The sequence below is a fragment of the Solirubrobacter pauli genome (genome assembly GCF_003633755.1).
GTDB classification, from domain to species: Bacteria; Actinomycetota; Thermoleophilia; order Solirubrobacterales; family Solirubrobacteraceae; genus Solirubrobacter; species Solirubrobacter pauli.
Map to the genome: position 1 here is coordinate 2,115,468 of NZ_RBIL01000001.1, position 26,144 is coordinate 2,141,611.

The 26,144-nt window shown below is 71.7% G+C and carries 26 protein-coding genes and 3 tRNA genes; 22 read left to right on the forward strand and 7 right to left on the reverse strand.

Features of this window, described 5'->3' with window-relative positions; all coding sequences use genetic code 11:
- The first annotated feature begins 1 nt into the window (after position 1).
- From C8N24_RS09980 to C8N24_RS10005, 6 genes are all read left to right on the forward strand, one after another.
- The gene (locus tag C8N24_RS09980) at positions 2-1,141 is read left to right on the forward strand and encodes a lyase family protein (RefSeq protein WP_211339910.1); all 1,140 of its coding nucleotides are present in this window, start codon (positions 2-4) and stop codon (positions 1,139-1,141) included.
- The gene (gene pcaD / locus C8N24_RS09985) at positions 1,138-1,890 is read left to right on the forward strand and encodes a 3-oxoadipate enol-lactonase (RefSeq protein ID WP_121249889.1); all 753 of its coding nucleotides are present in this window, start codon (positions 1,138-1,140) and stop codon (positions 1,888-1,890) included. Before C8N24_RS09980 ends, pcaD begins: the two co-directional genes overlap by 4 nt.
- Positions 1,887-2,264: a 4-carboxymuconolactone decarboxylase gene (gene pcaC / locus C8N24_RS09990; protein ID WP_121249890.1), complete on the forward strand. Its 378-nt coding sequence runs from the start codon at positions 1,887-1,889 to the stop codon at positions 2,262-2,264. The genes pcaD and pcaC overlap by 4 nt, the downstream gene beginning before the upstream one ends.
- Positions 2,257-3,051 carry an IclR family transcriptional regulator gene (locus C8N24_RS09995; protein ID WP_121249891.1) on the forward strand — a complete coding sequence of 265 codons (795 nt, stop codon included), beginning with the start codon at positions 2,257-2,259 and terminating at the stop codon, positions 3,049-3,051. The genes pcaC and C8N24_RS09995 overlap by 8 nt, the downstream gene beginning before the upstream one ends.
- Positions 3,052-3,056: 5 nt before the next feature.
- Positions 3,057-3,500 carry a Fur family transcriptional regulator gene (locus C8N24_RS10000; RefSeq protein WP_121249892.1) on the forward strand — a complete coding sequence of 148 codons (444 nt, stop codon included), beginning with the start codon at positions 3,057-3,059 and terminating at the stop codon, positions 3,498-3,500.
- A 132-nt stretch (positions 3,501-3,632) separates the two neighbouring features.
- Positions 3,633-7,412, forward strand: a complete 3,780-nt coding sequence (locus C8N24_RS10005) for a M14 family zinc carboxypeptidase (protein WP_121249893.1) — start codon at positions 3,633-3,635, stop codon at positions 7,410-7,412.
- 62 nt (positions 7,413-7,474) lie between these two features.
- Here C8N24_RS10005 and C8N24_RS10010 read toward each other — a convergent pair whose 3' ends face one another.
- Positions 7,475-7,984 carry a helix-turn-helix domain-containing protein gene (locus C8N24_RS10010; RefSeq protein ID WP_170178981.1) on the reverse strand — a complete coding sequence of 170 codons (510 nt, stop codon included), beginning with the start codon at positions 7,982-7,984 and terminating at the stop codon, positions 7,475-7,477.
- 631 nt (positions 7,985-8,615) lie between these two features.
- On the opposite strand from C8N24_RS10010, the gene C8N24_RS10015 reads away from it, so the two are divergent.
- Together C8N24_RS10015 and C8N24_RS10020 are read left to right on the forward strand one after the other, a co-directional pair.
- Positions 8,616-9,644 (forward strand): zinc-dependent alcohol dehydrogenase family protein, encoded by a 1,029-nt coding sequence (locus C8N24_RS10015; RefSeq protein ID WP_121249895.1) that lies wholly within the window; start codon positions 8,616-8,618, stop codon positions 9,642-9,644.
- Complete coding sequence (locus C8N24_RS10020; protein ID WP_121249896.1) at positions 9,641-10,798, forward strand: acyl-CoA dehydrogenase family protein; 1,158 nt, start codon at positions 9,641-9,643, stop codon at positions 10,796-10,798. The genes C8N24_RS10015 and C8N24_RS10020 overlap by 4 nt, the downstream gene beginning before the upstream one ends.
- Here the strand turns inward: C8N24_RS10020 and C8N24_RS10025 are convergent.
- The gene (locus C8N24_RS10025; protein ID WP_121249897.1) at positions 10,791-11,975 is read right to left on the reverse strand and encodes an acyl-CoA dehydrogenase family protein; all 1,185 of its coding nucleotides are present in this window, start codon (positions 11,973-11,975) and stop codon (positions 10,791-10,793) included. The genes C8N24_RS10020 and C8N24_RS10025 overlap by 8 nt on opposite strands.
- Before the next feature lie 61 nt (positions 11,976-12,036).
- Positions 12,037-14,565 (reverse strand): Xaa-Pro dipeptidyl-peptidase, encoded by a 2,529-nt coding sequence (locus tag C8N24_RS10030; RefSeq protein WP_170178982.1) that lies wholly within the window; start codon positions 14,563-14,565, stop codon positions 12,037-12,039.
- 133 nt (positions 14,566-14,698) lie between these two features.
- On the opposite strand from C8N24_RS10030, the gene C8N24_RS10035 reads away from it, so the two are divergent.
- The 6 genes from C8N24_RS10035 to C8N24_RS10060 all read left to right on the forward strand — a co-directional run bounded on the left by C8N24_RS10035 (position 14,699) and on the right by C8N24_RS10060 (position 20,079).
- Entirely contained in the window at positions 14,699-15,916 is a 1,218-nt protein-coding gene (locus tag C8N24_RS10035; RefSeq protein WP_245971913.1) for an NAD-binding protein, read from the forward strand.
- Positions 15,917-15,943: 27 nt separating this feature from the next.
- On the forward strand, positions 15,944-16,774 hold the full coding sequence (locus C8N24_RS10040; protein WP_211339911.1) for an alpha/beta fold hydrolase: 831 nt from the start codon (positions 15,944-15,946) through the stop codon (positions 16,772-16,774).
- A complete protein-coding gene (locus C8N24_RS10045; protein WP_121249901.1) occupies positions 16,767-17,402 on the forward strand; it encodes an ArsR/SmtB family transcription factor in 636 nt (211 codons plus the stop codon). Before C8N24_RS10040 ends, C8N24_RS10045 begins: the two co-directional genes overlap by 8 nt.
- An 836-nt stretch (positions 17,403-18,238) precedes the next feature.
- Entirely contained in the window at positions 18,239-19,204 is a 966-nt protein-coding gene (locus C8N24_RS10050; protein WP_121249902.1) for a methyltransferase, read from the forward strand.
- Between the two features lie 201 nt (positions 19,205-19,405).
- Positions 19,406-19,711, forward strand: coding sequence for an STAS domain-containing protein (locus C8N24_RS10055; RefSeq protein WP_170178983.1), 306 nt, complete (start codon positions 19,406-19,408; stop codon positions 19,709-19,711).
- Entirely contained in the window at positions 19,708-20,079 is a 372-nt protein-coding gene (locus tag C8N24_RS10060) for an ATP-binding protein (protein WP_121249904.1), read from the forward strand. Before C8N24_RS10055 ends, C8N24_RS10060 begins: the two co-directional genes overlap by 4 nt.
- 72 nt (positions 20,080-20,151) lie before the next feature.
- Here the strand turns inward: C8N24_RS10060 and C8N24_RS10065 are convergent.
- Positions 20,152-20,225 (reverse strand) — tRNA-Val (locus C8N24_RS10065).
- Positions 20,226-20,354: 129 nt separating this feature from the next.
- On the opposite strand from C8N24_RS10065, the gene C8N24_RS34630 reads away from it, so the two are divergent.
- From C8N24_RS34630 to hemW, 5 genes are all read left to right on the forward strand, one after another.
- Complete coding sequence (locus C8N24_RS34630) at positions 20,355-21,572, forward strand: hypothetical protein (protein WP_211339912.1); 1,218 nt, start codon at positions 20,355-20,357, stop codon at positions 21,570-21,572.
- 7 nt (positions 21,573-21,579) lie between these two features.
- Positions 21,580-21,912 (forward strand): hypothetical protein, encoded by a 333-nt coding sequence (locus C8N24_RS33850; protein ID WP_170178984.1) that lies wholly within the window; start codon positions 21,580-21,582, stop codon positions 21,910-21,912.
- Positions 21,912-22,658 (forward strand): SDR family oxidoreductase, encoded by a 747-nt coding sequence (locus tag C8N24_RS10075; RefSeq protein ID WP_170178985.1) that lies wholly within the window; start codon positions 21,912-21,914, stop codon positions 22,656-22,658. The genes C8N24_RS33850 and C8N24_RS10075 overlap by 1 nt, the downstream gene beginning before the upstream one ends.
- Positions 22,659-22,676: 18 nt before the next feature.
- Positions 22,677-22,748 (forward strand) — tRNA-Glu (locus tag C8N24_RS10080).
- Positions 22,749-22,812: 64 nt separating this feature from the next.
- On the forward strand, positions 22,813-23,973 hold the full coding sequence (gene hemW / locus C8N24_RS10085; protein ID WP_245971810.1) for a radical SAM family heme chaperone HemW: 1,161 nt from the start codon (positions 22,813-22,815) through the stop codon (positions 23,971-23,973).
- A 165-nt stretch (positions 23,974-24,138) separates the two neighbouring features.
- On the opposite strand, the gene C8N24_RS33855 is transcribed toward hemW, so the two are convergent.
- Together C8N24_RS33855 and C8N24_RS10090 are read right to left on the reverse strand one after the other, a co-directional pair.
- Complete coding sequence (locus C8N24_RS33855; protein WP_170178986.1) at positions 24,139-24,294, reverse strand: hypothetical protein; 156 nt, start codon at positions 24,292-24,294, stop codon at positions 24,139-24,141.
- A gap of 3 nt (positions 24,295-24,297) precedes the next feature.
- Positions 24,298-24,369 (reverse strand) — tRNA-Lys (locus tag C8N24_RS10090).
- A 115-nt stretch (positions 24,370-24,484) separates the two neighbouring features.
- Here C8N24_RS10090 and C8N24_RS10095 point away from each other — a divergent pair.
- Positions 24,485-25,033, forward strand: coding sequence for a TetR/AcrR family transcriptional regulator (locus C8N24_RS10095; protein WP_211339913.1), 549 nt, complete (start codon positions 24,485-24,487; stop codon positions 25,031-25,033).
- Here C8N24_RS10095 and C8N24_RS10100 read toward each other — a convergent pair.
- Positions 25,018-25,383, reverse strand: coding sequence for a hypothetical protein (locus tag C8N24_RS10100; RefSeq protein ID WP_147447723.1), 366 nt, complete (start codon positions 25,381-25,383; stop codon positions 25,018-25,020). The two genes, C8N24_RS10095 and C8N24_RS10100, sit on opposite strands and share 16 nt — an antisense overlap.
- 79 nt (positions 25,384-25,462) lie before the next feature.
- Between C8N24_RS10100 and C8N24_RS10105 the strand changes: the two genes are divergently transcribed.
- The gene (locus C8N24_RS10105) at positions 25,463-25,882 is read left to right on the forward strand and encodes a hypothetical protein (protein WP_147447724.1); all 420 of its coding nucleotides are present in this window, start codon (positions 25,463-25,465) and stop codon (positions 25,880-25,882) included.
- Between the two features lie 17 nt (positions 25,883-25,899).
- The gene (locus tag C8N24_RS10110) at positions 25,900-26,094 is read left to right on the forward strand and encodes a DUF3072 domain-containing protein (protein WP_121249910.1); all 195 of its coding nucleotides are present in this window, start codon (positions 25,900-25,902) and stop codon (positions 26,092-26,094) included.
- Positions 26,095-26,144: the final 50 nt, after the last annotated feature.

The window sequence follows — 26,144 nt, forward strand, 5'->3', positions numbered from 1 at the left end:
CGTGCTCGCGCGCGGGCGCGTGCCCGAGCAGGTCTCGGGGCGCGCCTGGCTGCAGGCGCTGCTGGACTTCGAGGCCGGCCTCGCGCGCGCGCAGGCGCGTGCGGGCTTGATCTCGGAGGACCAGGCGGCGGCGATCGGGGCCGCGTGCCAGGCGGATCTCTACGACGTCGCCGAGATCGCCGCGGGCGCGGCGGCGATCGGCAACCCCGCGGGCCCGGTCGTGCAGGCCCTGAAAGCGGCGGTGCCGGGCGCGCCGGTGCACCAGGGGGCGACGAGCCAGGACGCGGTCGACACGGCGGCGATGCTGGTCACCAAGCGTGCGCTGGGTCCACTGCTCGGCGACCTGCGCGGCGCCGCCGACGCGGCCGAGCGACTCACGCGCGCGCACCGGGACACCCCGATGATCGGCCGCACGCTGCTCCAGCAGGCGCGGCCGACCACGTTCGGCCTGAAGGCCGCCGGCTGGATGGTGGGCCTCGACGAGGCCGCGGACGCGCTGCACAACGTGCGCCTGTCGGTGCAGCTCGGCGGGCCGGTCGGGACGCTCGAGGGCGCGTGCGGTGACGCACCGCCCAGCGACGTCGGCGTCGCGGGGATCGCCGGTGCGCGCAACGAGGCGCCGCCGGTGGCGCTCGTGCGTGCGGTGGCACGCGAGCTGGACCTCGACGTGCCGCTGCTGCCCTGGCACACGCTGCGCGGCCGGATCGGCGAGCTGGCGGGCGCGCTGGGCGTCGCCGCCGGCGCGATCGGCAAGGTGGCGGGGGACGTCGTCCTGCTCGCCCAGACCGAGGTCGGCGAGGTGCGCGAGGGCACGGGCGGCGGCTCGACCTCGATGCCGCACAAGCACAACCCGGTCGCGGCGGTCGCGGCGCTCGGCAACGCGAAGCAGGCGCCCGGCCTGGTCGCGACGCTGCTCTCCGCGATGGTGCAGGAGCACGAGCGCGCCGCCGGCGCCTGGCACGCGGAGTGGCGTCCGCTGAACGAGCTGCTCGTCACGACCGGCTCCGCCGCGAGCTGGCTGCGCACGTCGCTCGAGGAGCTCGTGGTCGACACGGACCGGATGCGCGCGAACCTCGACCAACCCGACCCCGATCTCGGCGCGGCCACGACGCTCGTGGATCGCGCGTTGGAGCACCGATGATCCCCCACCACCGCGTCACCGGGCCCGCGGACGCGCCCGTCCTCGTGCTCTCGAACTCGCTCGGCACCACGCTCGACATGTGGAAGCCGCAGGCGCGGGCGCTCGCCCGGCGGTTCCGGCTCGTCCGCTACGACACGCGCGGGCACGGTGGCAGCGACACGCCGCCCGGGCCGTACACGATCGGCGACGTCGGCCGGGACGTGCTCGACCTGCTCGACCACCTCGGGGTCGAGCGGACGCACTTCGCCGGCCTGTCGCTCGGCGGCATGACCGGGCAGTGGCTCGCCATCAACGCGCCCGAGCGGATCGAGAAGCTCGTGCTGCTGTGCACGTCGCCGAAGATGGGGCCCGCGCAGGTGTGGATCGACCGGGCCAAGACGGTGCGCGAGCAGGGCACCGAGGCGATCGTGGACGGCACGTTCGAGCGCTGGTTCACCGCCGATTACCGGGCCGAGCACGACCTGAGCGCCCTGCGCGACATGTTCGTCGGCGTCGATGACGAGGGCTACGCGCGCTGCTGCGGGATCATCGAGACGATGGACCTGACGGACGGGCTGCCGAACATCAGCGCGCCGACGCTCGTGATCGCGGGCGCCCAGGACCCGGCGACGCCGCCCGCCGAGCACGCGGAGGTGATCGCCGGCGCGATCCCCCGCGCGCGGCTGGAGGTGCTGGACCCCGCGGCGCACCTGGCGAGCGTCGAGCGCGCCGACGACGTCACGCGGCTGATCAAGGAGCACCTGGGATGAGCGACGACCCCCGCTACGAGGCCGGCATGCAGGTCCGCCGGGAGGTGCTCGGCGACGAGCACGTCGACCGCGCGACCGGCAACGCGACCGACTTCACCCGCCCGTTCCAGGAGTACATCACCCGCTCCGCGTGGGGCGAGGCGTGGACGCGGCCCGGCCTGGACCGCAAGACCCGCTCGTGCATCACGCTCGCCATCCTCACCGCGCTGCGCGCCGAGAACGAGCTCCCGATGCACGTCCGCGCCGCCAAGCGCAACGGGCTCACCGACGAGGAGATCCTCGAGGTGCTCATCCACACCGCCGTCTACGCGGGCGTGCCGGCCGCCAACTCGGCCGTGGCGATCGCGAACCAGGTGCTGTCCGAAGGTGGGTGAGCGGGGCGAGCACTTCGTCCAGTCGCTCGAACGCGGGCTCGCGGTCATCCGCGCCTTCAGCCCCGAGGAGCCCGAGCTCACGCTGTCGGACGTCGCGCGCCGCACCGGCCTCACGCGCGCGGCCGCGCGTCGCTTCCTGCTGACGCTCGGCGACCTCGGCTACGTGCGCTCGGACGGCAAGCGGTTCGCGCTCACGCCGCGCGTGCTCGAGCTCGGCTACGCGTACCTGTCCAGCCTCTCGCTGCCGGAGATCGCCGAGCCCCACCTCGAGCGGCTCGCGGCCGAGGTGCGCGAGTCGAGCAGCGTCTCGGTGCTCGACGGCGACGAGATCGTCTACGTCGGCCGTGTGCCGACCAGCCGGATCATGCGCGTGTCGATCAACGTCGGCACGCGCTTCCCCGCCTACGCCACGTCGATGGGACGCGTGCTGCTCGCCGCGTTGACGGAGGCCGAGCTCGACGCGTACCTGGCGCGCGCGGAGCTGGAGCCGCTGACCGCGCGCACGCTCACCGACGCGGGTGCGCTGCGCGCCGAGCTCGACCGCATCCGCGCGCAGGGGTGGGCGCTCGTCGACCAGGAGCTCGAGGAAGGGCTGCGGTCGGTGGCGGCGCCGGTGCGCGGCCGCGAGGGGACGGTCGTGGCCGCCGTGAACGTCTCCGCCCACGCCAGCCGGGCCTCCCGCGAGGCCGTCCGCAAGACCCTGCTGCCGCCGCTGCTGGCCACCGCCGCGCGCATCGAGAGCGACCTCAAGGACGTCGGGACACCCCAGGCCCGCGCCTATCATTGAGGGCGATGGCACAGTGGTCGGAGATGGCCTTGCAGCGGCTTTCCGGCGCCGGCTACCGGCGCGGTGGCGCCCGTGAAGCCGTCATCGAGCTGCTCGACTCGCAGCCCTGCGCCCTCTCCGCGCTGGACATCGAGGACCGCTTGCGCACCGGGGAGGGACGGCGGGTCGGCCGCGCCTCGATCTACCGCGTCGTCGACGAGCTCGTCAGCCTGGACCTGCTGACGCGCGTGGAGGTCGGCGACGGCGTCGCCCGCTACGAGCCGCACCGCGGCTGCACCGGCCACGAGCACCATCACCACCTCGTCTGCGACGGCTGCGGACGGCTGGAGCCGTTCCAGGATGCCGCGCTCGAGCAGGCCATCCGGCACCTCGCGAGCCGCGTCTCGTTCGACGTCTCCGACCACGACGTCACGCTGCACGGCTGCTGTCAGGCCTGTCGCGCGGCCTAGACCTTCTGGGATACGTGGAGTGATCTCCACGCGCGGGAGATTGCCAGCAGCGTTCGGTTGAGGTGCAATCGACACAAGCGCCCCTTGAGGGAGGGGCGGTTGTTCGTTTCCCTAGAGGGGGGTACCACCCACATGCGCTCACGCGCACCCGTGGCGCTGCTGGCCTGCTTGGCCGGTCTTTGCGTCACTCCCGCGGCCGCTTCGGCCGCCGAGCCTCAGACCCTGGCGCCGTATTCGGTCGACGCGACGCCGAGCCAGGCCGCAGAGCTCAAGAAGCAGGGCTTCGACCTCGAAGAGGGCGGCGCCGACGGCTCGCCCGGCTCGCAGGAGCTCGAGTTCGTCGCCACGCCCAAGCAGGTCGACGCGCTCGAGGCCGACGGCTTCGACGTCGAGAAGCTGGCGATCGACGCGCCGAAGGCCAAGTCGGCCGCGCTCGGCGACAGCCCGAACCCGTACTTCAACGTCTACCGCTCCTACATGGAGCCGGGCGGCATCGCGGACGAGATGCGGGCCATCGCGGCCGCCAACCCCGACGTGATGAAGCTCGAGCAGATCGGCACGTCGACGCTCGGCAAGCCGATCCTCGCCATCAAGATGACGGAGAACGCGCGCACGACGCCGGACGGCTCGCGCCCCGCGATGCTCTTCTCCGCCGTCAACCACGCGCGCGAGTGGATCGCCGCCGAGATGGGCCGTCGTCTGCCGGGCTGGTTCGCCGCCAACAAGAACGACACCAAGATCCGCGAGCTGATCAAGACGCGCGAGCTGTGGTTCCTGCCGATCCAGAACCCGGACGGCTACGACTTCACCTTCACCTGCGGCACCGGCGTCAACCAGGTCAACTGCGACTACCGCACGACCTCGCCGAACAACCGCTTCTGGCGCAAGACGTTGCGTGACAACGACAACAACGGCGTCTACGGCAACAGCGGCGACGGCGTCGACCCGAACCGCAACTACCCGTCCAAGCGCGGCATCGACGAAGAGGGCGCCACCAACAGCCCCGGCGGCGAGACCTACCGCGGCCCGTACGCGCTGTCGGAGCCCGAGAACCTCGCGGTCGACCGTCTCCAGCGTCGCGTCAAGTTCAACGCGAACATCAACTACCACTCCGCGGGCCAGCTGCTGCTGACGCCGGTTTCTTACACGACCGACTACTACCCGCCCGACTCGACGCTGTTCGACGCCATCACCGGCACCGACGGCGACGAGGCCGTGTTCCCGTACCGCTCGCAGCACTCGTCGGACCTCTACGAGTCCAACGGCGACACGATCGACAACGCGTACATGAACTACGGCATCATCGGCTGGACGCCGGAGATGGACACGTGCGCGACGCTCGGCGAGCCCAGCGGCTGCAACCAGTTCGCCTCGCCGGACGACGAGGAGATCGTCCAGGCCGTCTTCAACAAGAACCTGGCCTTCGCGCTCAACATCGCGAACTCGCTGCCGAACCTCGGTCGCCCGAAGGAGTTCGACAACGATCCGAGCCACTACAAGATCAAGGCGACCCAGGACATCCAGCTCAACCGCTTCGATGTCTCCTACGGCACGCCGCAGGTGGTCGAGGCCACGGTCCGCAAGGAGCTCGGCCCGTCGTTCGTCACGGCCACGGTCGTCGGCCAGAGCGGCAACTTCACCGGCCGCATGGAGGCCGCCGGCCCCGGCGAGCGCTACAACGAGGTCAAGGGCTACTACTTCGAGCGCCGCCGCGCGACCATCCCGGCGACGATCGGCACCCGCGCGATCCAGGCCGGTGACATCGTCAACGTCATCGTCAAGGCCGGCGGTCTGCAGCAGGAGTTCCGCTACCGCGTCGAGGCCAAGCACATCGACACGACCAAGAAGCGCGTGCTCGTCGTCGCGGCCGAGGACTACACCGGCGTCTCGCCGAACGTGACCCCCGGCTACGACACGCAGGCCCGGTACCTCACCCAGCACGTCTCCGCCCTGGAGGCCGCCGGCTACGAGGTCTCGGTCTACAACATCGACGCGCCCCCGGTGAAGGGTGGCTCGCCGAGCACGTACATCCAGCCGGCGATCAAGTACCCGACCTACATCGGCGTGCTCTCGCACTTCGACGCCGTCAACTGGTACTCGGGCGACGACTTCGCCCCGCAGGACCTCGATCAGACCAGCCCGCGCCGTCCGACGTCGGCCACGGCCCAGACCGGCTCGCTCGAGATGAGCTCCTGGTCGCACAAGCTGATGCTCGAGATGCGCGACTACGCCAACGAGGGCGGCAAGCTCATCGTCGACGGTCGCAACATCCACCAGGCGTACACGTCCACGAGCGCGTCGCTGTCGGCGACGGGTCCGTACACGTGGACCCCGGACAAGCTGTTCGGCTTCTTCTACCCGCCGAACAACTCGGGCGACGACGACCTGGCGGGCACGGCCTACCAGCGCTCGCGCACGATCTCCAACGACACGTGGCAGAACTACCTCGGCGTCGTCGGCCGCCAGGCCGGCATCGGCGCCACGGGCACGAAGTTCGACACCGCCCCGGTGACCCCGAAGGCGGGCTCGTTCCTCGAGGGCATGTCGCCCTTCACGGTCGACGCGTCGGCCGGCAACGACCCGACGCAGAACGCCGACGGCACCCCGCTGCCGCTGGCCAAGTCGCCGCTGCGCCTGCGCAACTGGACCAGCGTCTCCATCCAGGAGCCGCTGCGCCAGGAGACGGTCCAGGCCGACTACACCACGACCCCGGCCCAGTCCGCCAACGGTGGCGCGATCATCTCGACGCGTGACGCCGTGACGTTCGGCTTCGGCCTCGAGCAGGTCGACGAGACGACGCGCAACGAGCTCGTCAAGCGCGCCATGACGCACCTGCTGCCGGCGACGCCGGACACCACCGCGCCGACCATCGTCGGCTGGAAGTACCCGACGCAGAACTGGCAGGGCACCCCGGCCGACCCGGTCGACCTGGAGCTGACGACCTACGACGAGCGCGGCGACATGAAGGAAGTCCGCCTGTTCGCCAACGGCGTCTACTACGCGACGACCACGGTCTACCCGTTCCAGTTCCGCTACACCCCGCCGGCCTCGGCCGTCGGCACCACGGTCCAGCTGACCGCCGAGTCCGTCGACGCCGCCGGCAACGTGGCCACCACCGGCACGCCGCTGAGCATCGTCGTCAACGCCGCTCCGGCGGGTGGCACGTTCACCCAGGCCCCGGAGCCGGTCGCCAACCCGTCCATCACGGGCACCCCGACCGTCGGCTCGACGCTCACCTGCGTCAACGGCGGCTTCCGCAACACGCCCACCAGCACCTCGGTGGCGTGGCTGCGTGACGGCGTCGTCATCTCCGGCGCCGCGATCAACACGTACGTCGTGACCAACAGCGACATCGGCCGCGACATCACGTGCCGCTACACGGCGTCCAACTCGGCCGGCTCGGTCGAGGCGACGTCGAGCCGTGTCACGGCTTCGGCCGCCGGCACGCAGGGCCCCGCCGGCCCGGCCGGCCCCACGGGTCCGACCGGCCCCGCCGGCCCGAAGGGCGACACCGGCTCCACCGGCTCCACCGGCCCGGCCGGCCCGACCGGCCCCGTCGGTCCGATCGGCGCCACCGGCCCGGTGGGTCCCGCGGGCCCGAAGGGTGACAAGGGCGACAAGGGCGACACGCCCAACGTCCGCGTGACCTGCGACCTGTCGGCCGACGGCAAGACGATCGTCTGCACGATCACCGCCGTCCCGCCGACCGGCTCGGGCGCCAAGGCGGCCAAGGCCAAGCTGACGGGCTCGATCCGCCTGCAGGGCTCCAAGAAGACCACCACCAAGTCCGGCAACGGCAAGGTGACCATGAAGCTGAAGTCGACCAAGAAGCTGAAGAAGGCTCCGAAGGTCGTCATCAAGGTCAAGGGCACCACCGGCAAGTCCGTCACCACGACGGTCACCGCCAAGTAGCCCGCCTCAGCATCCGCTGAAGCGAACGCGAGGGCCCCGCCGCGAGGCGGGGCCCTCCGCGTTTAGACGGCGCGCTTGAAGTGCAGGACCGCGAACTCGGTCGGGAACACCTCGGTGCCTGACTCGTTGTGCCGAGCAGCGCTCTCCTCGGCGATCGCCAGGGCCTGCTCCTGCGTCTTGGCCAGAAGCTTGTTGAGCTTCTTGAAGGCTTTCTCGTCGAGCTCGAGCGGCGTGCGGTTGAGCACGACGTCAGGGTCCTGCAGGTGGCCGGCGTCGGCGGCTCCGCCGAGGTCGGTGACGAGGTCGGTCAGCGTCTCGCCGGCGAGCTCACCGCGGAGCCCGGACGGCAGGGTGCGCCACTGGTCGTCGTCGAGGTTCGGGCGTGCGGTCGCCCGGTAGAAGTGCTGCAGGGCGCCGCGACGCGGCTCCGTGCGCACGAGCTCGACGCAGTCGTAGTCGCGGAGCATCCGCACGTGGTAGCTGACGACGCCGAGCGGCGCGCCGAGCTCCACCGCGAGATCGCCAGGGCTGGCGACACGCTCGCCCAGTCGCTGCAGGATGCGCGCGCGCAACGGGTGCGCGAGCGCCTTCGCGATCCGGGCTTCCGAGGTCTCCCCCGGTGGTCTCGTCCGTCCGGACGTACCGGACGGGGTTGATGAACTGGTGGGCATGGTCGACCGCAAGCCTACCCGTCAGAGGACTTACCACCCTTCGACGATTGACGGACATGCGCCAAGTCGCTGGTTGACCACTCCTTCTGACTGCTGCATGAAACCGGTTTCAGCCGGGCAACGCATTCAGTGTGGTGGGGACACCTTGCGCTTGAGCCACGGGTCTGTTTACGATCTTCATGCCTAGCCGGTCGGCATCCCTCACGGACCCCCCGAAAGAGCGACCCCTGCCGACCTCCCGCTCGGACCTGACCAGTCCAGCCCCCCGGCTGTAAGAGCGGCACCTCAGGCTGAGGGAGGGTCGGCGGTGCGCCGGCCCTCCCTTCATCTCGAGACCGGACGCGCGCCACGGGCGCGCTGAGACGGGCGCGGCGCACGCCGATTCAGCGGCGGATCGCCGGCCGGATTGCGTTGACTCCGCAGATTGTCGACGAGAACATGAGCTTCAGCGCGCGCGTCGGAAATGTGAGGGACGGACCGCGTCGACGTCCTTGAACGTGGTCGCACGTCGCAGACAGTTGACAATGGGTGGATGCGCGCCGCCGTCATGCACTCGTTCGGATCACCCCTGTCGCTCGAGACCGTCCCGGATCCCGTCGCCGCTCCCGACGGCGCGGTCGTCAAGGTCCTCGCGACCGGCGTCTGCCGCTCCGACTGGCACGGCTGGGTCGGGCACGACCCGTCGATCGTCCTCCCACACGTCCCCGGCCATGAGCTGTGCGGCGAAGTCGTCTCGGTCGGCTCCGAGGTGCACGGCATCACCGTCGGCGACCGCGTGACCGTCCCGTTCTGCTGCGGCTGCGGCGTCTGCGAGCCGTGCCGCACCGGCGAGACGCAGGTGTGCGAGCGCGACATCCAGCCGGGCTTCACGATCTGGGGCTCGTTCGCGGAGCTCGTCGCCCTGCCGCGCGCGGACCTGAACCTCGTGCGGGTCCCTCCCGAGCTGTCGTCGGTCGACGCCGCTTCGCTCGGCTGCCGCTTCATGACCGCCTGGGCCGCGCTGCACGTCCACGCCCGCGTCCAAGCCGGCGAGTGGGTCGCGGTCCATGGCTGCGGTGGCGTCGGCCTGGCCGCGGTGATGATCGCGGTCGCCGCCGGCGCGCAGGTGATCGCGGTCGACATCGACGAGCGCAAGCTGGCCCGGGCGCGCGAGCTCGGCGCGGTCGCGGCCGTCTCCTCCGACGTCGTCGAGACGATCGTCGACCTCACCGGCGGGGGCGCCCACGTGTCCCTCGACGCGCTGGGCTCGACGGTCACGTGCGTGAACTCGGTGACCTGCCTGCGCCGGCGCGGCCGGCACGCGCAGGTCGGGCTGCTGCTGGGCGACCAAGCTGCACCGCAAGTCCCGATGGGGCGCGTGATCGCGCGCGAGCTGCAGGTGCTCGGCGTGCACGGGATGGCCGTCCGGCACTATGACGGGATGCTTCGCGCGGTCGCCGCCGGCTCCGTGCGCCCGGGCGAGCTGGTCGCCAAGACGATCGGGCTGGACGAGGTGAGCGCCGAGGTCGAGTCGATGGGCTCGTTCGCGCAGGAAGGTGTCACCGTGGTGGTGCCGACATGACCGACTTCTACCTGCTCGACGAGAAGCTCACCGACGACGAGCGTGGCATCCGGGACCGGCTGCGCGCGTTCTGCGAGGCGGAGATCACGCCCGTGATCAACGGCTACTGGGAGCGGGCCGAGTTCCCGCTGCAGCTGGTGCCGAAGATCGCGACGCTCCAGATGGCGGGCGGGACCATCGAGGGGTACGGCTGTCCCGGGATGAGCGCGACCGCGGCCGGGCTGGTCTCCATGGAGTGGGCGCGCGCCGACGGGAGCATGGGCACGTTCTACGGCGTGCACTCGAACCTCGCCATGCAGTCGATCGCGCTGCTCGGCTCCGACGAGCAGAAGGAGCGCTGGCTGCCGCCGATGGCCGATCTGGACGCGATCGGCGCCTTCGCGCTCACCGAGCCCGACCACGGCAGCGACGCCGTGCACCTGGAGACGAGCGTGCGCCGGGACGGTGACGAGCACGTCATCAACGGCCGCAAGCGCTGGATCGGCAACGCGAGCATCGCCGACGTCGTGATCGTGTGGGCGCGCGACGAGGACGGCCACGTCGGTGGCTACCTGGTCGAGAAGGGCACGCCCGGGTTCGAGGCGACCGTCATGACCGGCAAGACCGCGCTGCGGGCCGTCTGGCAGGCCGACATCACGCTCACCGACGTCCGCGTCCCGGTCGAGAACCGGCTGCCGGGCGGCCGGAACTTCCGCGACGTCGCGGGCGTGCTCTCCCGCACCCGCTACACGGTCGCCTGGCGCGCGCTCGGGATGGCGCTCGCGGCCTACGAGGCCGCGCTCGCCTACGCCCGGCAACGCGAGCAGTTCGGCAAGCCGATCGCGAGCTACCAGCTCGTGCAGGACAAGCTCAGCCGCATGCTCGCCGAGATCACCGCGATGCAGCTGCTGTGCCTGCGCCTCTCGGAGCTCGCCGAGGACGGCCGCCTCACCGCCGGCATGGCGTCGCTGGCGAAGATGAACCACGCCGCGAAGGCCCGGGAGATCGTCGGCATGGCCCGCGACATCCTCGGCGGCAACGGCATCCTGCTCGAGAACCACGTCGCGCGCCAGCACGCCGACATGGAGGCGATCTTCACCTTCGAGGGCACGGACTCGATCCAGGCCCTGATCGTGGCCCGTGAGATCACGGGCCACAATGCGATAACTACGTGAACGCCGGCAGGCCCGTGATGGCCTGCCCGAGGATCAGCGTGTGCATCTCGTGCGTGCCCTCGTACGTGAGCACCGACTCGAGGTTGTTGGCGTGGCGCAGCACCGGGTACTCGAGCGTGACGCCGTTCGCGCCGAGGATCGTCCGCGCGGTGCGGGCGACGTCGATCGCGGTCGAGACGTTGTGGTACTTGCCGTATGACACCTGCTCGGTGCGCAGCGTCCCGGCGTCCTTCATCCGGCCCAGATGCAGCGCGAGCAGCGTCGAGTTCGAGACCTTCACGGCCATGTCGACGAGCTTGGCCTGCGTGAGCTGGTAGCCGGCGATCGGCTTCTCGAACTGCACGCGGGTCTTCGCGTAGTCCAGCGCCGCCTCGTAGCACGCGCGCGCGGCGCCCGCGGCCCCGAACACGATCCCGAAGCGCGCCTCGTTCAGGCAGCTGAGCGGCGCCCGCAGCGACGTCGCCTCCGGCAGGCGGTTGGTCTCCGGCACCTCGACGTTGTCGAGCACGAGCTCGCTGGTCACCGACGCGCGCAGCGACAGCTTGCCGTGCATCACCGGCGCGCTGAACCCGGGCGTGCCCCGCTCGACGAGGAAGCCGTTGACCTTGCCCTCCTCGGTGCGCGCCCACACGACGGCCACGTCGGCCAGCGAGCCGTTGGTGATCCACATCTTGGTGCCGTTGAGCACCCAGCCCGTGTCCGTCCGCTTGGCCCGCGTGCGCATCGCCGCGGGGTTGGACCCGGCGTCCGGCTCGGTCAGCCCGAAGCAGCCGATCAGCTCGCCCTCGGCCATCCCCGGCAGCCAGCGCTGCTTCTGCTCCTCGCTGCCCCAGCGGTGGATGGCGAACATCGCCAGCGACCCCTGGACCGAGCAGAACGACCGCAGGCCGGAGTCGCCGGCCTCGAGCTCCAGGCAGGTCAGGCCGTACGCCGTCGCCGACGCGCCCGCGCACCCGTAGCCCTCCAGGTGCATGCCCAGCAGGCCGAGCTGCCCGAGATCCCGACCGATCCCGTCCGGCAGGGAGCCCGCCTCGAAGTGCTCAGCCACCACCGGCAGGAACTTCTCCCGCACGTACTGGCGGACGGTGCTGCGGATCAGCCGCTCCTCGTCGTCGAGCTGCGCGTCCAGCGCGATCGGATCGAGCGGGTCGAACGTCGGGAGGGTGGCGGTGGACATGCCTCCCAGGGTACGCCTCACCGGCTCGCCGGGCACATGGCCCGGCGAGCCGTTGAGCGAGCTACGGCGTCGTCGTCGACAGCGTGAACGTGAGGGTCTTCGAGTAGGACCCGGTGCGCAGCGCGTCCTTCTCGCCGATCGCCTGCTTGAGCGTGACGGCGACCTTCTCGTTGGAAGTCGGCGCGTTCCACGTCTTCACGACGCCGAGGCCCTGCAGGGGCTGCGGCAGCGAGAAGGCGCCGTTGACCAGGTACCCCGGCTTGTTGGCGCTCGTGTCCGCGACCGTCAGCGTCGCGTCACCGGCGGTGCTGGTGACGATGGCGTCCGTGGTGGCCGTGTACTCCTTGGCGAGGCCCGGCGTGAAGGCGCCGAACGAGCCCGGCGTGCCGAGCGTGAGCGCGAGCGTGGCCGGGACGGTCCCACCGACCAGGCCGGTCTCCTCGTCGACGTCGCCGCCGATGGTGTTGGCGAACGCCTTCGCGCCGCCCACGACCGGGAGGGAGAGCGACGTGCCGGCGAGGTCGACCGAGACCTCGGTGCCCGGGGCCGGGCGGACCGTGAACTCGTTGTCGCTCGAGAGGACCATCAGCCCGAGGCGACGGCCGGCCGGCACGATGATGTCCTTGGCCATCAGCTGGAAGCGGTAGTCGTAGAACGTGCCCGGCGTGACCGCGTCGGTCACGTAATCCGAGTTGCGGTTCTCCGCGTCGATCCAGCCACGCGTGAGGATCGTGCCGCTGCCGGTCGCCGGCAGCGAGACGAGGATCGCGGTCAGGTTGGCCTTCGGCTTGCTGAAGGCCGCCTTGATGTTGACCTTCGGCGTGCCCGAGATGCGGACGTCCTTCGTGAGCGGGTTCGTCACGTAGAGCAGGCGCGAGTCCTCGGTCGCCGCGTTCATGAGCGTCGAGGCGGTCTGGCGGGCGTCGTCGGAGAGCGTCTCCGTGCCGGTGGCCGGGTTGGCCGCGACCGTGAGCGAGCCGCGGGCGGCGCCGCCGGTGCCGGGCTTGAGCACCGCGTCGGACGACGCGGGATCGGGCCATTCGGCGTAGGGCGTCGGGTTGGGGTTGCCGCACACGAGGTTCACGACCGTGCCGGCGGCGACCCGCTGGCCCTGCGTCGCGGCGATGTTCGACGCCAGCGTCAGCGTGTTGCCGGCGATGTTGGTGATCACGCGGGTGACCGTCGCCGTCGGGTTGGTCTGCGGGATCGTCAGCGTCTGGCCGACCGAGAACACCGAGGCGTCCGCGACCGTCAGCGTCGCGGTCGGGGTCGTCACGTCGGTCGCGACCGTGGACTGGCGCGGCGGGCAGACGTCCGTGCGCACGACCCAGGACTTGGGCAGGTTCTGGACGCCGTTGTCCTGGTTCCAGAGGTACTTGGTGAACCACAGGTTCACGAGGTAGTCCGGCGGCGCGCCACCGTGGCCGCCCTGGTGGAAGTAGAACTGGTGCGGGATGTTCTGCTTCTTGAGCTCGTCGTAGAGCTGGGCGGCGTGCTTGGTCATGACGTTGAAGTCATTGCCGCCGTGGGCGATCAGGGTCGCGGCCTTCAGCTTGCCGGCCCTGACGTCCTTCATGTAGTTGCGCTCGTCCCAGAAGGCGGAGCGGTTGCCCGTCACGCGGTCCTGCTTGACCTTCAGGTCCTCGATCAGCGGGCGGCAGATCGCGCGCGCCTTGCCGTTCTCGTCCCAGCGCGTGTAGACGTACTCGGTGAGGACGTCGAGGTCCTCGCCCTGGTAGCCGCCCGGCGCCTTCACGGCGCCGTTGGCGCGGTAGTAGTCGTACCAGTCGGAGATGGCGGAGATCGGGACGATCGCCTTCAGGCCCTCCACGCCGGTCGACGCGGCCGCGATCGGCAGCGTGCCGTTGTAGGACGTGCCCATCATCGCCGTGTTGCCGTTGTGCCACGTGACGGGCGCTGCCTCGACGCTGCCGTCGCGGGTCGTGTAGGCCTTGCGCTTGCCGTTGAGCCACTCGATGACGCCGGTCGCGCCGAGCGTCTCGATCGGGGCGCCGGAGTTCGGGCAGCCGGTCGAGGAGCCCGAGCCGGGCGACTCCGCGTGCACGACGGCGTACCCGCGCGGCACCCAGGTGCTCTCGTAGATGGTGTTGATCCGCGACGTGTGCGCGCGCCCGTCGGTGTTCGTCGGCAGCGGGCGGAAGGCCGGCGGGAAGCCGATCTCGTGGTCGACGGCCCAGTTGGCCTGGTCGGGACCGCCCGCGTAGTACGGGCTGTCCTCGAAGATGACCGGGACCTTCAGCCCGTCCGTGTTGGTCTCCATCGGGCGGGAGACGTCGGTGTGGACGCGGTCCTTCTTGCCGTCGCCGTCGGTGTCGACGTCGAGCTCGACCCACAGGTCCTCGTTGACCCAGTTGGCCTCGCCCGACGCGAACACGGCCTGCGACATGCCGTTCACGAACGTCGGGACGGCCGGTGCGGGGGCGGCCAGCGCGGACGGCACCGCGGCGGACGCCGCGGTCGTCTTCGGCGGCAGCGGCGACGCGCCCGCGGAACTCGTCGCCACGACGCCCGCGAGCGCCGCAGTGACCGTGAACGCGCTCGCTTTCGCGAGACGCTTCCCAAACTCCATTCCCTCGACCCCTCTCGTCGACCCAGCTTTGGCCGCTAAGTCTGTTGCGGGAAGGCCCGCCTCGCAACTACCACTGGACGGGTGGTCTGCGGAGATCTCTCCACACCTGTATAGGGTGCGCCACTTGAAGCGCGTGCTCCTCATGGGTACCGGCGACCTCGCCAAGGAGGTCCGCGGGGCGCTCGAGGCCGCCGGCTCCGCCGTCGACTGGATCGACGAGCCCGACGACGACGCCGTCCAGGCGGCGGTGCGGTCCGGTCGCTACGACGTGGCTTGCGCCGCCTCGCGCGAGGACGCCTTCCCGTTGCGGATGGCGCTGCTCGTCCGTCACCTCGACGAGACGCTGCCGCTCGTCGTGACCATCTTCGACCCGGCCATCACCCGGCAGGTCGAGCAGACGATCCCGCACTGCATCGTCACGTCGGTGGCCGACATCGTCGCGCCGGTGCTGGCCGGCCCGTGTCTGGATCCGAACATCGTCGCGGTGCGTCGCTCCGGTTCCGGGTGGGTCGGGCTCGACGAGGCGGGCGAGGAGACCGCGCTGCCCGATCTTCGGGCACGGCGGGCGCGGGCGCTGGTCGAGGCGGTCTTCGCCCCGTACGACCGCTCGGCGGGCCTGTTGTTCTACGGCGCGATCGGGCTGGTCGCGACGCTGCTGTTCGAGTGGATCGGTTCGATGGTCGTGCTCGACCAGGCCGCGATCGACGCGCTGTACGGCTCGACCAAGTCACTGGCCACCGTGGGTCCCAACTCCGCCGTGGACGACGGTCCGAAGTGGTTCAAGGGCGCGATCGTGGCCTCGATGCTGCTCACGCTGCTGAGCGCCGCCTGCTTCACCGGCGGGCTGATCAACCGGCTCGTCGACTCGTCGCTGACCGGCCTGGTCGGGCGGCGCGCCGTGCCGCGGCGCGACCACGTGGTGGTCGTCGGGCTCGGGCAGGTCGGGCTGCGGCTGTGTCTGCTCCTGCGCGAGTGCGGTGTGAACGTGGTGGCCGTGGACACCGCGTCCGAGGGCGAGAACGTCGGCTTCGCGAAGCGGGTCAAGCTGCCCGTGGTGATCGGGCGCGGCGCGAACCCGGCCGTGCTGCGGCGGCTGTCGCTCGGGCGGGCGCGCTGCCTGGCCGCGGTCACGCCGGACGATCTGAACAACATCGAGGCGGCGATGGCCGCCCGCGCCGCCGACGAGGACCTGCGCGTGCTCCTGCGCGCCGGTGACGGCCAGGTCGCGGACGAGACGGAGTCGCTCGAGCGGATCGGTCACGTCGTCGACGTCCACCGGCTCGCCGCCGCGCACATCGCCGGCCTCGCGCTCGACCGGGAGGTCGACCTCGCGGATATGGCCCGCGCATAGTTGGGTAAATGCCCAACTATGGATGGGATGAAGCTGGAGTGGGCGGACGTCCCGGGCGCCCGGCTGCGCTACCGCTGGGGCGGATCGGGACCGGTCGTGCTGCTGCTGCACGGGCACCCGCGGACGCACACGACGTGGTGGCGCGTGGCGCCGCTGCTGGTCGAGGCCGGGTTCACGGTCGTGTGCCCGGACCTGCCGGGCTACGGCGAGTCGCGCATCGGGTCCTACTCGAAGACGGCGATGGCGGGCGCGGTGGCGGAGCTGATGGAGGAGCGGTTCGGCGGCGCGTACTGCGCGGTCGGGCACGACCGCGGCTCGTACGTGGCGCATCGGCTGGCGGTCTCGCACGGGGCCGAGCGGCTGGTCGTGCTGGACGGCGTGCCGGTCGCCCACGCGCTCGGCACCTGCGACGCGAAGTTCGCGGCCGCCTACTGGCACTGGTTCTTCTTCGCCCAAGAGGAGAAGCGGGCCGAGGAGTGGATCTCGCGCGACCCGCTCGCCTGGTACCGGAACGCCGATCCGGCCGCGATGGGGTCGGAGAACTACGCGGACTGGCGGCGCGCCGTGACGAACCCGGAGGTGGTGGCCGCGATGGTCGGCGACTACCGCTGTGGACCGTCGGTGGACCGCGCCGACGAGGAGGCGGACTTCGCGGCCGGCCGCCTCGCCGGCTGCCCGACGCTCGTGGGCTGGAGCGCGCACGACGACCTCGAGGAGCTGCACGGCGACCCGGTCGCGGTCTGGCGCTCGTGGGTGACCGGACCGCTGCGCGGCGTGAAGATCGACTCCGGCCACCACATGGCGGAGGACGCGCCGGAGGAGCTGGCGGACGCGATCGCGGGGTTCATGCGTGAGTGACGCGCGGGTGTCGGTCCTGAAGGCGCTCGGCCATCCGCTCCGGCTACGGGTGGTCGACCGGCTCGGCCACGTCGGGCCGTCGCCGGTCAGCGCGCTGTCGGCCGAGCTCGGCGCGTCCCTGCCGGACGTGTCCGCGGCGCTGCGGGTGCTGCGGGACGCGGGGCTGGTGTCGGTGTCGCGGTCGGGGCGCTCCTCGGTCTACGCGCTGTGCGACGGCGTCGACCGCGTCCTGCCGTGGCTGGACCGCGTGGTCGGCGCGGGGCCGCCGCCGCCGAGCGGCCGGCCCCGGGTCTCCCGCACCTGTTACGGACACCTGGGCGGGCCGCTCGGCGTCTCGCTCTACCGCTGGCTGCTGGCCTCCGGTGCGCTCGCCGCGGACGACGACGGCGTGGTGCGCGTGGTCCGGGAGGAGGAGCTGCGCGCGCTCGGCGTCGAGTCGGTGGAGATCGGCCGCCAGCGGCTGGCCTTCGAATGCCTCGACGCGACCGAGCACGCGCCGCACCTGGCGGGCGCGCTCGGCGACGCGCTGGCCGCGGCGCTCTTCGAGCGCGGCTGGATCGCGCGGGTGGGCGACGGGCGCGAGGTGACCGTCGTGGGCGACCACCTTGAGCGCATCGTCGGCGCATGATCCCGAGTGGGCGGTCGCGGGCTCAGCCGAATGGTTCGGGGCGCGATTTCCGTGACGCCGAACCGCAAGTCGTCCAGCTGCTCGGGACCGAGGCGGCCCGCGAGATGCCGGGACACCGAGCGACGCGCCATGGCGGACGTTTCACGCCAGCCTCGAGCGCGGCAATGCAGACAGCTTCAGCGCGGCATCAGGCGCTCGGCTTGGGAACGCGCGCCCCGGGCGCTCGTGTCGCGGGCCGCCGGTCGCGACGGAGGCCGTCCGCACGCCGGCCGGCTCGGACGCTCAAGACGTGCGTGGTGCTTTCCTGCAACGTCCGGCGTGGCGGCTCCGCCACCGGGGACGAGGCGGCCGCGTGGCAACGCCAGCAACGGTCGGACTGGCGGGCCATCGGCGCACGGCAGTCGCTGCACAGGCGTGCACGGTGTCGGTCAAGCATTGGTGCTCCAGTCCGAGCTCCTTCAGAGTGACCAGGGACGCGAGGGCGAAGGGGCGGTGCCTCTGCGTGCACGAAGCGTATCCCCATCACGTGAAGCGCTGGACATGCCGGCGTCCGCGGAGCGCGCGTGCACGCCCGACGAGGTCCGGGGGCGTGCCGTCGATGCGTCGGCTTCGCCCGTCATCCATCGGTCACGAGTCGCCCAGGAGGACGTGGCCGGTGGACCTGGTCCGTGCCGATCGGTTCGCGTTGGGGGTCGGGCTGTGAGAGGGTTGGCCCCTACCAGGGAGTGACGCCATGCCGCACCTCCGTCGTGCCCTTTCCTCCGCTGTCGTCGCGCCGGACGTCAGAGCGATCACCGCCACGTACCGCGTCGAGGGCTAGCACGGTGGCTCGGCCCATGCACGACGAGGAATCGTCGTCCGCGGAGCTCATGCGGCTGATCAACGGCTACCAGGTGTCGCAGACGATCCACGTCGCCGCGGCCCTCGGGATCGCCGACCTGCTCGCGGACGGCCCACGCGCGGTCGACGAGCTGGCGCCGCTCACAGCCACGGACGAGAGCGCGCTTCACCGGCTGCTGCGCGCGCTGGCCGCGATCGGGATCCTGCACGAGAAGGACCACCGGACGTTCGGATTGACCGAGCTCGGACAGGAGCTGCGGGGCCCGGCGGGCGCCTGGGCGGCGTTCATCGGCCGGCCCTACCACTGGACGGCCTGGGGGCATCTGATGCACAGCGTGCGAACCGGTGAGAACGCATTCCACGCGATGCACGGCGTCGACGTCTGGGAGTATCGCGCCGCGCACCCTGAAGAGGCGGCCATCTTCGACGCCGCGATGACCGGATTGTCGCTTCGCGTCAACACCGCGGTGGCCGCAGCGCACGACTTCGGCCGCTACGGAGTGATCGTCGACGTTGGTGGCGGGCGGGGCGCGCTGCTCGCCAGCATCCTCGAGCACCATCCGGGCGTGCGCGGCGTGCTGTTCGACCAGCCGGCCGTGGTGGCCGGCGCCCACGCCGACGGTTTCGAGATCGTCGGGGGCAGCTTCTTCGAGTCCGTCCCTCAGGGCGGGGACGCATACCTGCTCAAGTCCGTGCTCCACGACTGGGAGGGCGAGCCGGCGATCCGCATCCTACGCGTCTGCCGTAGGGCTGCCGACACGGGCACGACGTTGCTCATCATCGAACGCCAGTTCTCGCTTCCCGCCGCCAAGCTCTCGGATCTCAACATGCTCGTCGGACCGGGCGGGCGCGAGCGGACCACCGACGAGTACGCCGCGCTCCTCGCGGCATCCGGCTACGAGCTTGTCGGCGAGACCCCCACTGTGGCCGGCGTAACCGTGTTCGAGGGTCGAGCGATCTGATGGACCGCGGCTTGGTCGAGCAGCCGCTGGACCGGTCGATCAAGTTTGGAGGGCGGAGTAGAGTCTGTGGTCAGAGCGCTCTCGCCCGCCGCCACGGCTCGTTACCGCAACTCAGTTGCGGGTCGCCGCCTCGTCCGACCGCGTAGACCCCCGCACCGGAACGAGCGATGTCCGTTGAGTGGCGAACACCCTGTGTTGACAGTGGTTGAGGTGCGGGAGCCTGGGAGGATCCGCGTACGACTGCTCGGCGAGCTCGATCTCGCCGGCGCGCCGGTCGTGAGCGAGTGCCTGAGGCGCCATCGCGAGCGTGGCGACGCGGTCCTGGTCGACCTCGATGAGCTCCAATTCATGGACATGAGCGGTCTGCGGGTGCTGTTGGCCGCCGCAGAAGTCGCGTCCTCCGATGGCTGGACGCTCGCGGTCACGCCTGGGTCTCTTCCAGTGCGCCGGCTGATCGGACTCGTGCACCTCGACGGACGCCCGCCCTTTGACGGGAGCTCGACATGAGCGCGTACAGCACGAGCTTGCCGCGCTCACCTGACTCGATCGGCGTCGCGAGGCGCTTCGTCGAATCCCACGCGACGACGCTCACCGCGCGCGGACGCGGCGACGCCGTGCTCATGGTCTCAGAGCTGGTCACCAACGCGCTGGTGCACGGCACCGGAGAGATCTCCCTGTCCATCGACCTCGCGTCAGAGGCGATCACCGTCGAGGTATCCGACGAGGGAAACGTCAGGGTCGCGCCCAGCCCGACGCCCGGAGCTCACGGCGGCTGGGGCCTGCGCATCGTGGATCAACTCGCCGACGACTGGGGAATCCGCGAGGGCAGCACGAAGGTCTGGTTCCGACTCGGCACGGTGCCACGGCGAACGTGACCACCCACGGGCCCGTGCGGCCGCGCGGCCGCGAAGTGACGAATCGACGGCGTGGCGCGGCTCGGGCGACAGTGGGCGGTGCGCGGCTCGAACGCGCGACCTCCTGCTTGTAAGGCAGGCGCTCTGACCAACTGAGCTAACCGCCCCGGGGTTTCGCGCGGCAGGCGGAACCGGCAGCCAGGATAGACCTCGGCTCGCCCCGGCTCGCGCAGGTAGGCCGATCGGCCATTCCCACGGCGACAGCGGCGGGTGCGCTCTGGTACACACCCGTTGTCGTGTTACGACGACTCTGGTCGATCGTCGTGCTCGCGGGCCTGTGCGCGCTTCTCGGCCTGCCACTTGCTCGTTCCGCGACGGCGGCGCCGCTGGCGGCCAACGGGGCGGTGCGGCTCGTCAGCGCGACCGGTGGGCCGCTGGCGGGGCACTGGCAGACCTGGGCCAGGAGCGCGCTCGTGCCGACGGTCACCGGGCAGGTGACCCTGCAGCTGACCGCCTGCCCTGAGCTGCCCCGCATGGCCGGCTGCGTCTACACCCGCCAGCCGCGGGTGATCTACGTCAAGCCCGGCATCAAGCAGCCGCGGGCCGTCCTGCTGCACGAGCTCGGGCACGTCTACGACCTGACCGTGTTCTCCAACACCGACCGCGGGCGGTTCCGCAAGATCATGCGCCGGCCGCACACGCGCTGGTGGAGCGGCACCCGGCCGCTCGCCGAGTGGTTCGCCGAGGCCTACGCCTGGTGCGCCCGCCACGCGCGGATCGACTCGATCGCGGACGAGGCGATCTACGAGTACGACCCGACGCCCAGCCAGCACCGTCAGACCTGCACGCTGATCAAGACCGCCGCGCGCGACCGCACGCCGCCGGCCCCGCCGCCCGACAAGCCGCCGGTGGTGACGGGCGACCCCGCTCCGGCGCCGACCGTGACGCAGCCGACCCCGTCGGCGACCCCCGGCGCCGTCCCGATGCCGACGAGCGCGCCGCGGCCGCTGTCGACGCCGGCCGCGCGCACCGCCGAGGCGACGCCCAGCCCGATCCGGACCCCGACGCCCACCGCCACCAAGACGCCGACGGAGACGCCGAGCCCGACGCGCACCCCGGCGTCGACGCCGACCGCCACGGTCACGGCGACCACCACGCCGACCGAGACCGCATGGCCGACGCTGACCCCGACGCCCACGCCCACGCCGACGGCCACGCCGAGCCCGACGCCCACGGCAACACCCACGCCGACGCCGACGGCCACGCCGAGCCCGACGCCCACGGTCACACCCACACCGACCCCGACGGCCACCCCGACCGCGACCGAGACGCCCAGCCCTGAGCCGACCGCCACCGTCGAGCCCAGCCCGACCGCTTCGCCCTCGCCCGAGCCGACCGCGACGCCGGAGCCGCCCGACCCGTGGGACCCGGCGTGGTGGGACTGGTGCTGGCTGTACGGCGGCTGCGGTGATCCGCTCGCGCCGATCTGGCCGACGGTCCGCCTCGTGCCATGATGGCCGGATGGAAGGGTCGGTCGTGTGGCGGGCGGCGCTGCTTCAGGCGCTGACGCTCGGAATCGTGGCGCTGGCGCTCTCCGCCGCGCTGGACAAGGAGTTCTTCCGGTCCTGGGGCTGGCTCGCCGGCCCGGGAGCGTGGGCGGCATGCGCGCTCATCACCGGCACCGTGCTCAGGCTGCCGCTGCTGCCCGTCCTCGCCGGCGCGGCGCTCGCGGGCATCCCGAGCCTGATCGGCGTCCTCCTCGACCAGCACTGGCTCGGCGCGCCGCTCGCGGTGGCGATCTTCGCGCTCTGGTGCGGCCGACTCGCTCACTCGCGACGACTGGCGGTGGTGTGATGGACCTCGGGCTCGAAGGCAAGGTCGCGCTCGTCACGGCAGGCTCGAAGGGGATCGGCCGCGGCATCGCCGACGCCCTCGCCGCCGAGGGCGCGAAGGTCGCCGTGACCTCACGCTCGACCGACCGCGCCGAGCAGGTCGCCGGCGAGATCGGCGGCTGCGGCTACGCGTTCGACTCGGCCGACCTCGACAGCGTCCCGGGCCTGGTCGACGCGGTCGAGGCCGACCTCGGCCCGATCGACATCTACGTCGCCAACACCGGCGGCCCGCCGGCCGGCGACCCGCTCGCCTTCACGCGCGAGCAGTGGGAAGCCGCCCAGCGCACCCTGCTGCTCTCGCCCATGGCGATCCTCCAGCGCCTCGTCCCGGGCATGCGCGAACGGGGCTTCGGCCGCGTCGTCGCGATCGGCTCGATGGCCGTCCGCGAGCCGATCGACGCCCTCCAGCTCTCCAACGCCCACCGCCCGGGGCTGGCCGCCGCCTTCAAGGTCCTCGCCCGCCAGCACGCCGCCCACGGCCTGACCTTCAACCACGTCCACCCCGGCAAGATCGCCACCGACCGGATGATCGACACCGCCGGCTCCCTCGAGGCCGCGCGCGAGGACGCCGAGCGGACGATCCCGGCGGGCCGCCTCGGCACCGTCGAGGAGCTCGCCGCGGCGGCCGTCTTCCTGTGCTCGGTACCGGCCGCGTACATCAACGGCACGGCCATCCTCGTCGATGGCGCCCTCACCCGAAGCGTCTGACCTAGACTGTTCCCACCTGCCCCCATGGTGTAGCGGTTAGCACGGCAGCCTTTCACGCTGCTAGCACGGGTTCGATTCCCGTTGGGGGTACTGCCGAGCGACGATGGCCCGCCTACCCACAGGAGATCCCGCGCCCGCTGACGGCGCGCTCCCCATGGCGGCGCTCGAGGGCCTCGGGACGCGACCGTTCGGGTTCTACGTGCACGTGCCCTTCTGCGCCTCGCGGTGCGGGTACTGCGACTTCAACACGTATGTGCCCGGGGAGCAGGGCGCCGAGCAGGCCGGCGGGTACGTGGAGGCGGTGCTCGCCGAGATCGACCTTGCGGCGAGGGTGCTGGAAGCGCCGCCGCGCGTGGACACGGTGTTCTTCGGCGGCGGCACGCCTTCGCTGCTCAAGGCCGAGGAGCTCACGCGGATCCTCGGGCACATCGAAGCGCGCTTCGGGCTGCGGCCCGGCGCCGAGGTGACGACGGAGGCGAACCCGGAGTCGGTCGACCCGCGCAAGCTCGAGCAGCTGCGCGAGGCCGGGTTCACCCGGCTGTCGCTGGGGATGCAGAGCGCCGTGCCGCGGGTGCTGGAGACCCTCAACCGGGCGCACTCGCCGGGGCGGCCCCAGCAGGCCGTCGCCGAGGCGCGGGCGGCCGGGTTCGAGCAGGTGAGCCTGGACCTGATCTACGGGACGCCGGGCGAGACGGCGGAGGACTGGCGGGCGTCGCTGGACGCCGCGCTGAGCGCCGAGCCGGACCATCTCTCGACGTACTCGCTGATCGTCGAGCCGGGGACCAGGCTCGCAGCCCAGGTGCGCCGGGGCGAGCTCACCGTTCCGGGCGAGGACGTGATCGTGGATCGCTTCGAGACCGCCGAGCGCGTGCTCGCCGACGCGGGCCTGCGCTGGTACGAGACCTGCTCGTGGGCCACGGACGAGGCAGCGTGGTGCCGGCACAACCTCGGCTACTGGGGCGGCGGCGACTGGTGGGGCGCGGGCCCCGGCGCCCACAGCCACGTCGGCGGCGTGCGCTGGTGGAACGTGCTGCACCCGCGCGCCTGGGCCGAGAAGCTCGCCGCCGGCACGTCACCGGCCGCGGCGCGGGAGACGCCCGCCAGCGACGAGGTCCGGCTCGAGCGCGTGATGCTCGGACTCCGGCTGCGCGCGGGCGTCGCGCTCGACCAGCTCACGCCGACGGGCCGCGCGGCGGCCGCGCGGCACCGCGACGAAGGCCTGCTGGAACCCGACGACCACGCGGCCGGCCGAGCCGTGCTCACGCTCCGGGGACGGCTGCTGGCCGACCCGGTGACGATCGACCTGGCGGCTTAACCCGGCGTTCCGAGTCGGAACGTCGCGCGTGCATAGCGGGCCCGATCGTCGTGGCTGGGGGTCGCCGGTGATCCGGCGCATACTGGTGGTACGTGCGGGATCGCCGGCGGCCTCCAGGCGCGACGAGACGCCCGCTAGGCGCCCGCGAGGTTATGAGTCGGGACGCTAGTCGTCAGGCCAATGACCGTGCGCGTCGAAGTACTCGCGCGCGGCCTCTTCCTTCTGGCGATCGTCGTCCTTCTTCGCGAGGAAGTAGATGATCACCCCGCACATCGCCATGCCGAGGATGATCGAGACCCAGGCCCAGATTTCGTAGAACATGAGTGCCGCCGGTTGGATTCGAACCAACGCACAACGGATTAAAAGTCCGCTGCTCTACCACTGAGCTACGGCGGCCGGCGCGTGCGACTGTATCGCGCAGTACGCTTGCGAGAGGTTGAGCGCAGGTCAAGTGGAGGAAACGGGCGGCCGCCGCCGTCGGCGGACGCCGGAAGTGGCGGAGGCGGAAATCGTGGCTGCGGCGGAGGCGCTGCTGCGCGAGCGCACGTTCCGCGAGCTGACGGTGGACGAGGTCATGCGGCGCACGGACCTGTCCCGGCCGTCGTTCTACGTCTACTTCCGGGACCGCCATCACCTGATGCTCCGGGTCGTCGAGCACATCGGCGCCGAGCTGCGGACGATGTCCCAGCGCTGGTACACCGGCTCGGGCGACGGGCCCGCGCAGGCGCGTGAGGCGATGGAGGGGTTCGTCGAGGTCTACGCCCAGCACGGCGCCGTCCTGCGGGCGCTCGCCGACGCCGCGACCGACGACCACGAGGTCGAGCGCGTCTACACCGGCCTCGTGCACGAGTTCGTCGACGTCACCGCGCGCCACATCGAGAAGGAGATCGAAGCCGGGCGCGTGCTCCCGCTGGACCCGAAGGAGACCGCGCGAGCGCTCGTCTGGATGATGGAGCGCTACCTGAACCGCTCGATGGGCCACGAGCCGCGCACGCGTCGCGAGACCGTCGCGGAGACGCTCACGACGATCTGGACGCGCGTCCTCTACGGCGCGAGCTGACGCGCCGCCCACAGGCTGAGGCCGGCGCCGGTCGCGGCGAACGCCGCGACGCCCACCCGCCCGACCAGCGGCAGCGAGTTGCGCGCCGCAAGCGTCGCCAGCCCGTCCGCGACGTCACCCGCCGCGCCCGCCAGCAGCCACGTGTGCGTGTCGCGGTCGTGCTCCAGCGCGTGCCAGAGCCCGGCACCGATCGCCACGTCCCGCGCGCCGAACCCGGCGCCCAGCACGCGCGCACCCGTGCCGCCCTCGCCGACCCACAGGCGCGCCACGAGCCCGGGGGCGGCGACGAAGCCCGCGCCGAGCCCGACCCGGCCGAGAGCGATCAAGCGAGCGACTGAGGAAGCGTCCATGCCGCGACGCTACCCATCCGCGTCGTCCATCCGTCCGGCGAGCCGGACGGAGCGGCGCGTCGGCGCTACCAAGCACCGCGTGAAGCTCCGGGTCGCTCTCGTCACCCTGGCCGTGCTCGTCGCCGGTCTCGTCCTGCTGTGGCCGCGCGACGCGGACGTCCGCGCCGGCGAGAAGGCCCTCGCCCGCGCGGAGCAGGCGATCGAGGTCCACAGCGGCGTCGTCACGCCCGCGCAGCTCACCGACGAGCCGATCGACCGGCTGGTCGTCGTCCACGGCTCCAACACGGCGGAGCAGGTCCGCGACGCCGTCGGCTTCGACTGGGACCGCGCCGACGACGAGGCGTGGCACTGCTGCGAGGCGTTGCCGATCTGGGTGTTCGTGCGCGGCGAGGAGGTCGTGGCCTACTTCCGCGCGCCCCTGGAGCTCGAGGACGTGCGCCCGGCGACCTACCGGCCGGACGCCAAGCTCGTGCTCGGCAGAACGTACGTTCGCTCCTGACTGGGTAGGCCCAGGCCATGAGCGAGATGACGAACACCGAGAAGGACCCGGACGAGTGGGTGACCGGCGACGAGCCGATGACCGGCGCGCAGCAGTCCTACCTGCAGACCCTCAGCCAGGAGGCGAACGAGGACTTCGACGAGACGCTCAGCAAGGCTGACGCGTCCCGTCGCATCGACGAGCTGCAGGACCGAACCGGTCGGGGCCAGTAGGCCGCGAGAATCGCCCCCTGGGCGGTTCTCGACAGCGAAGGCGAGGCCTC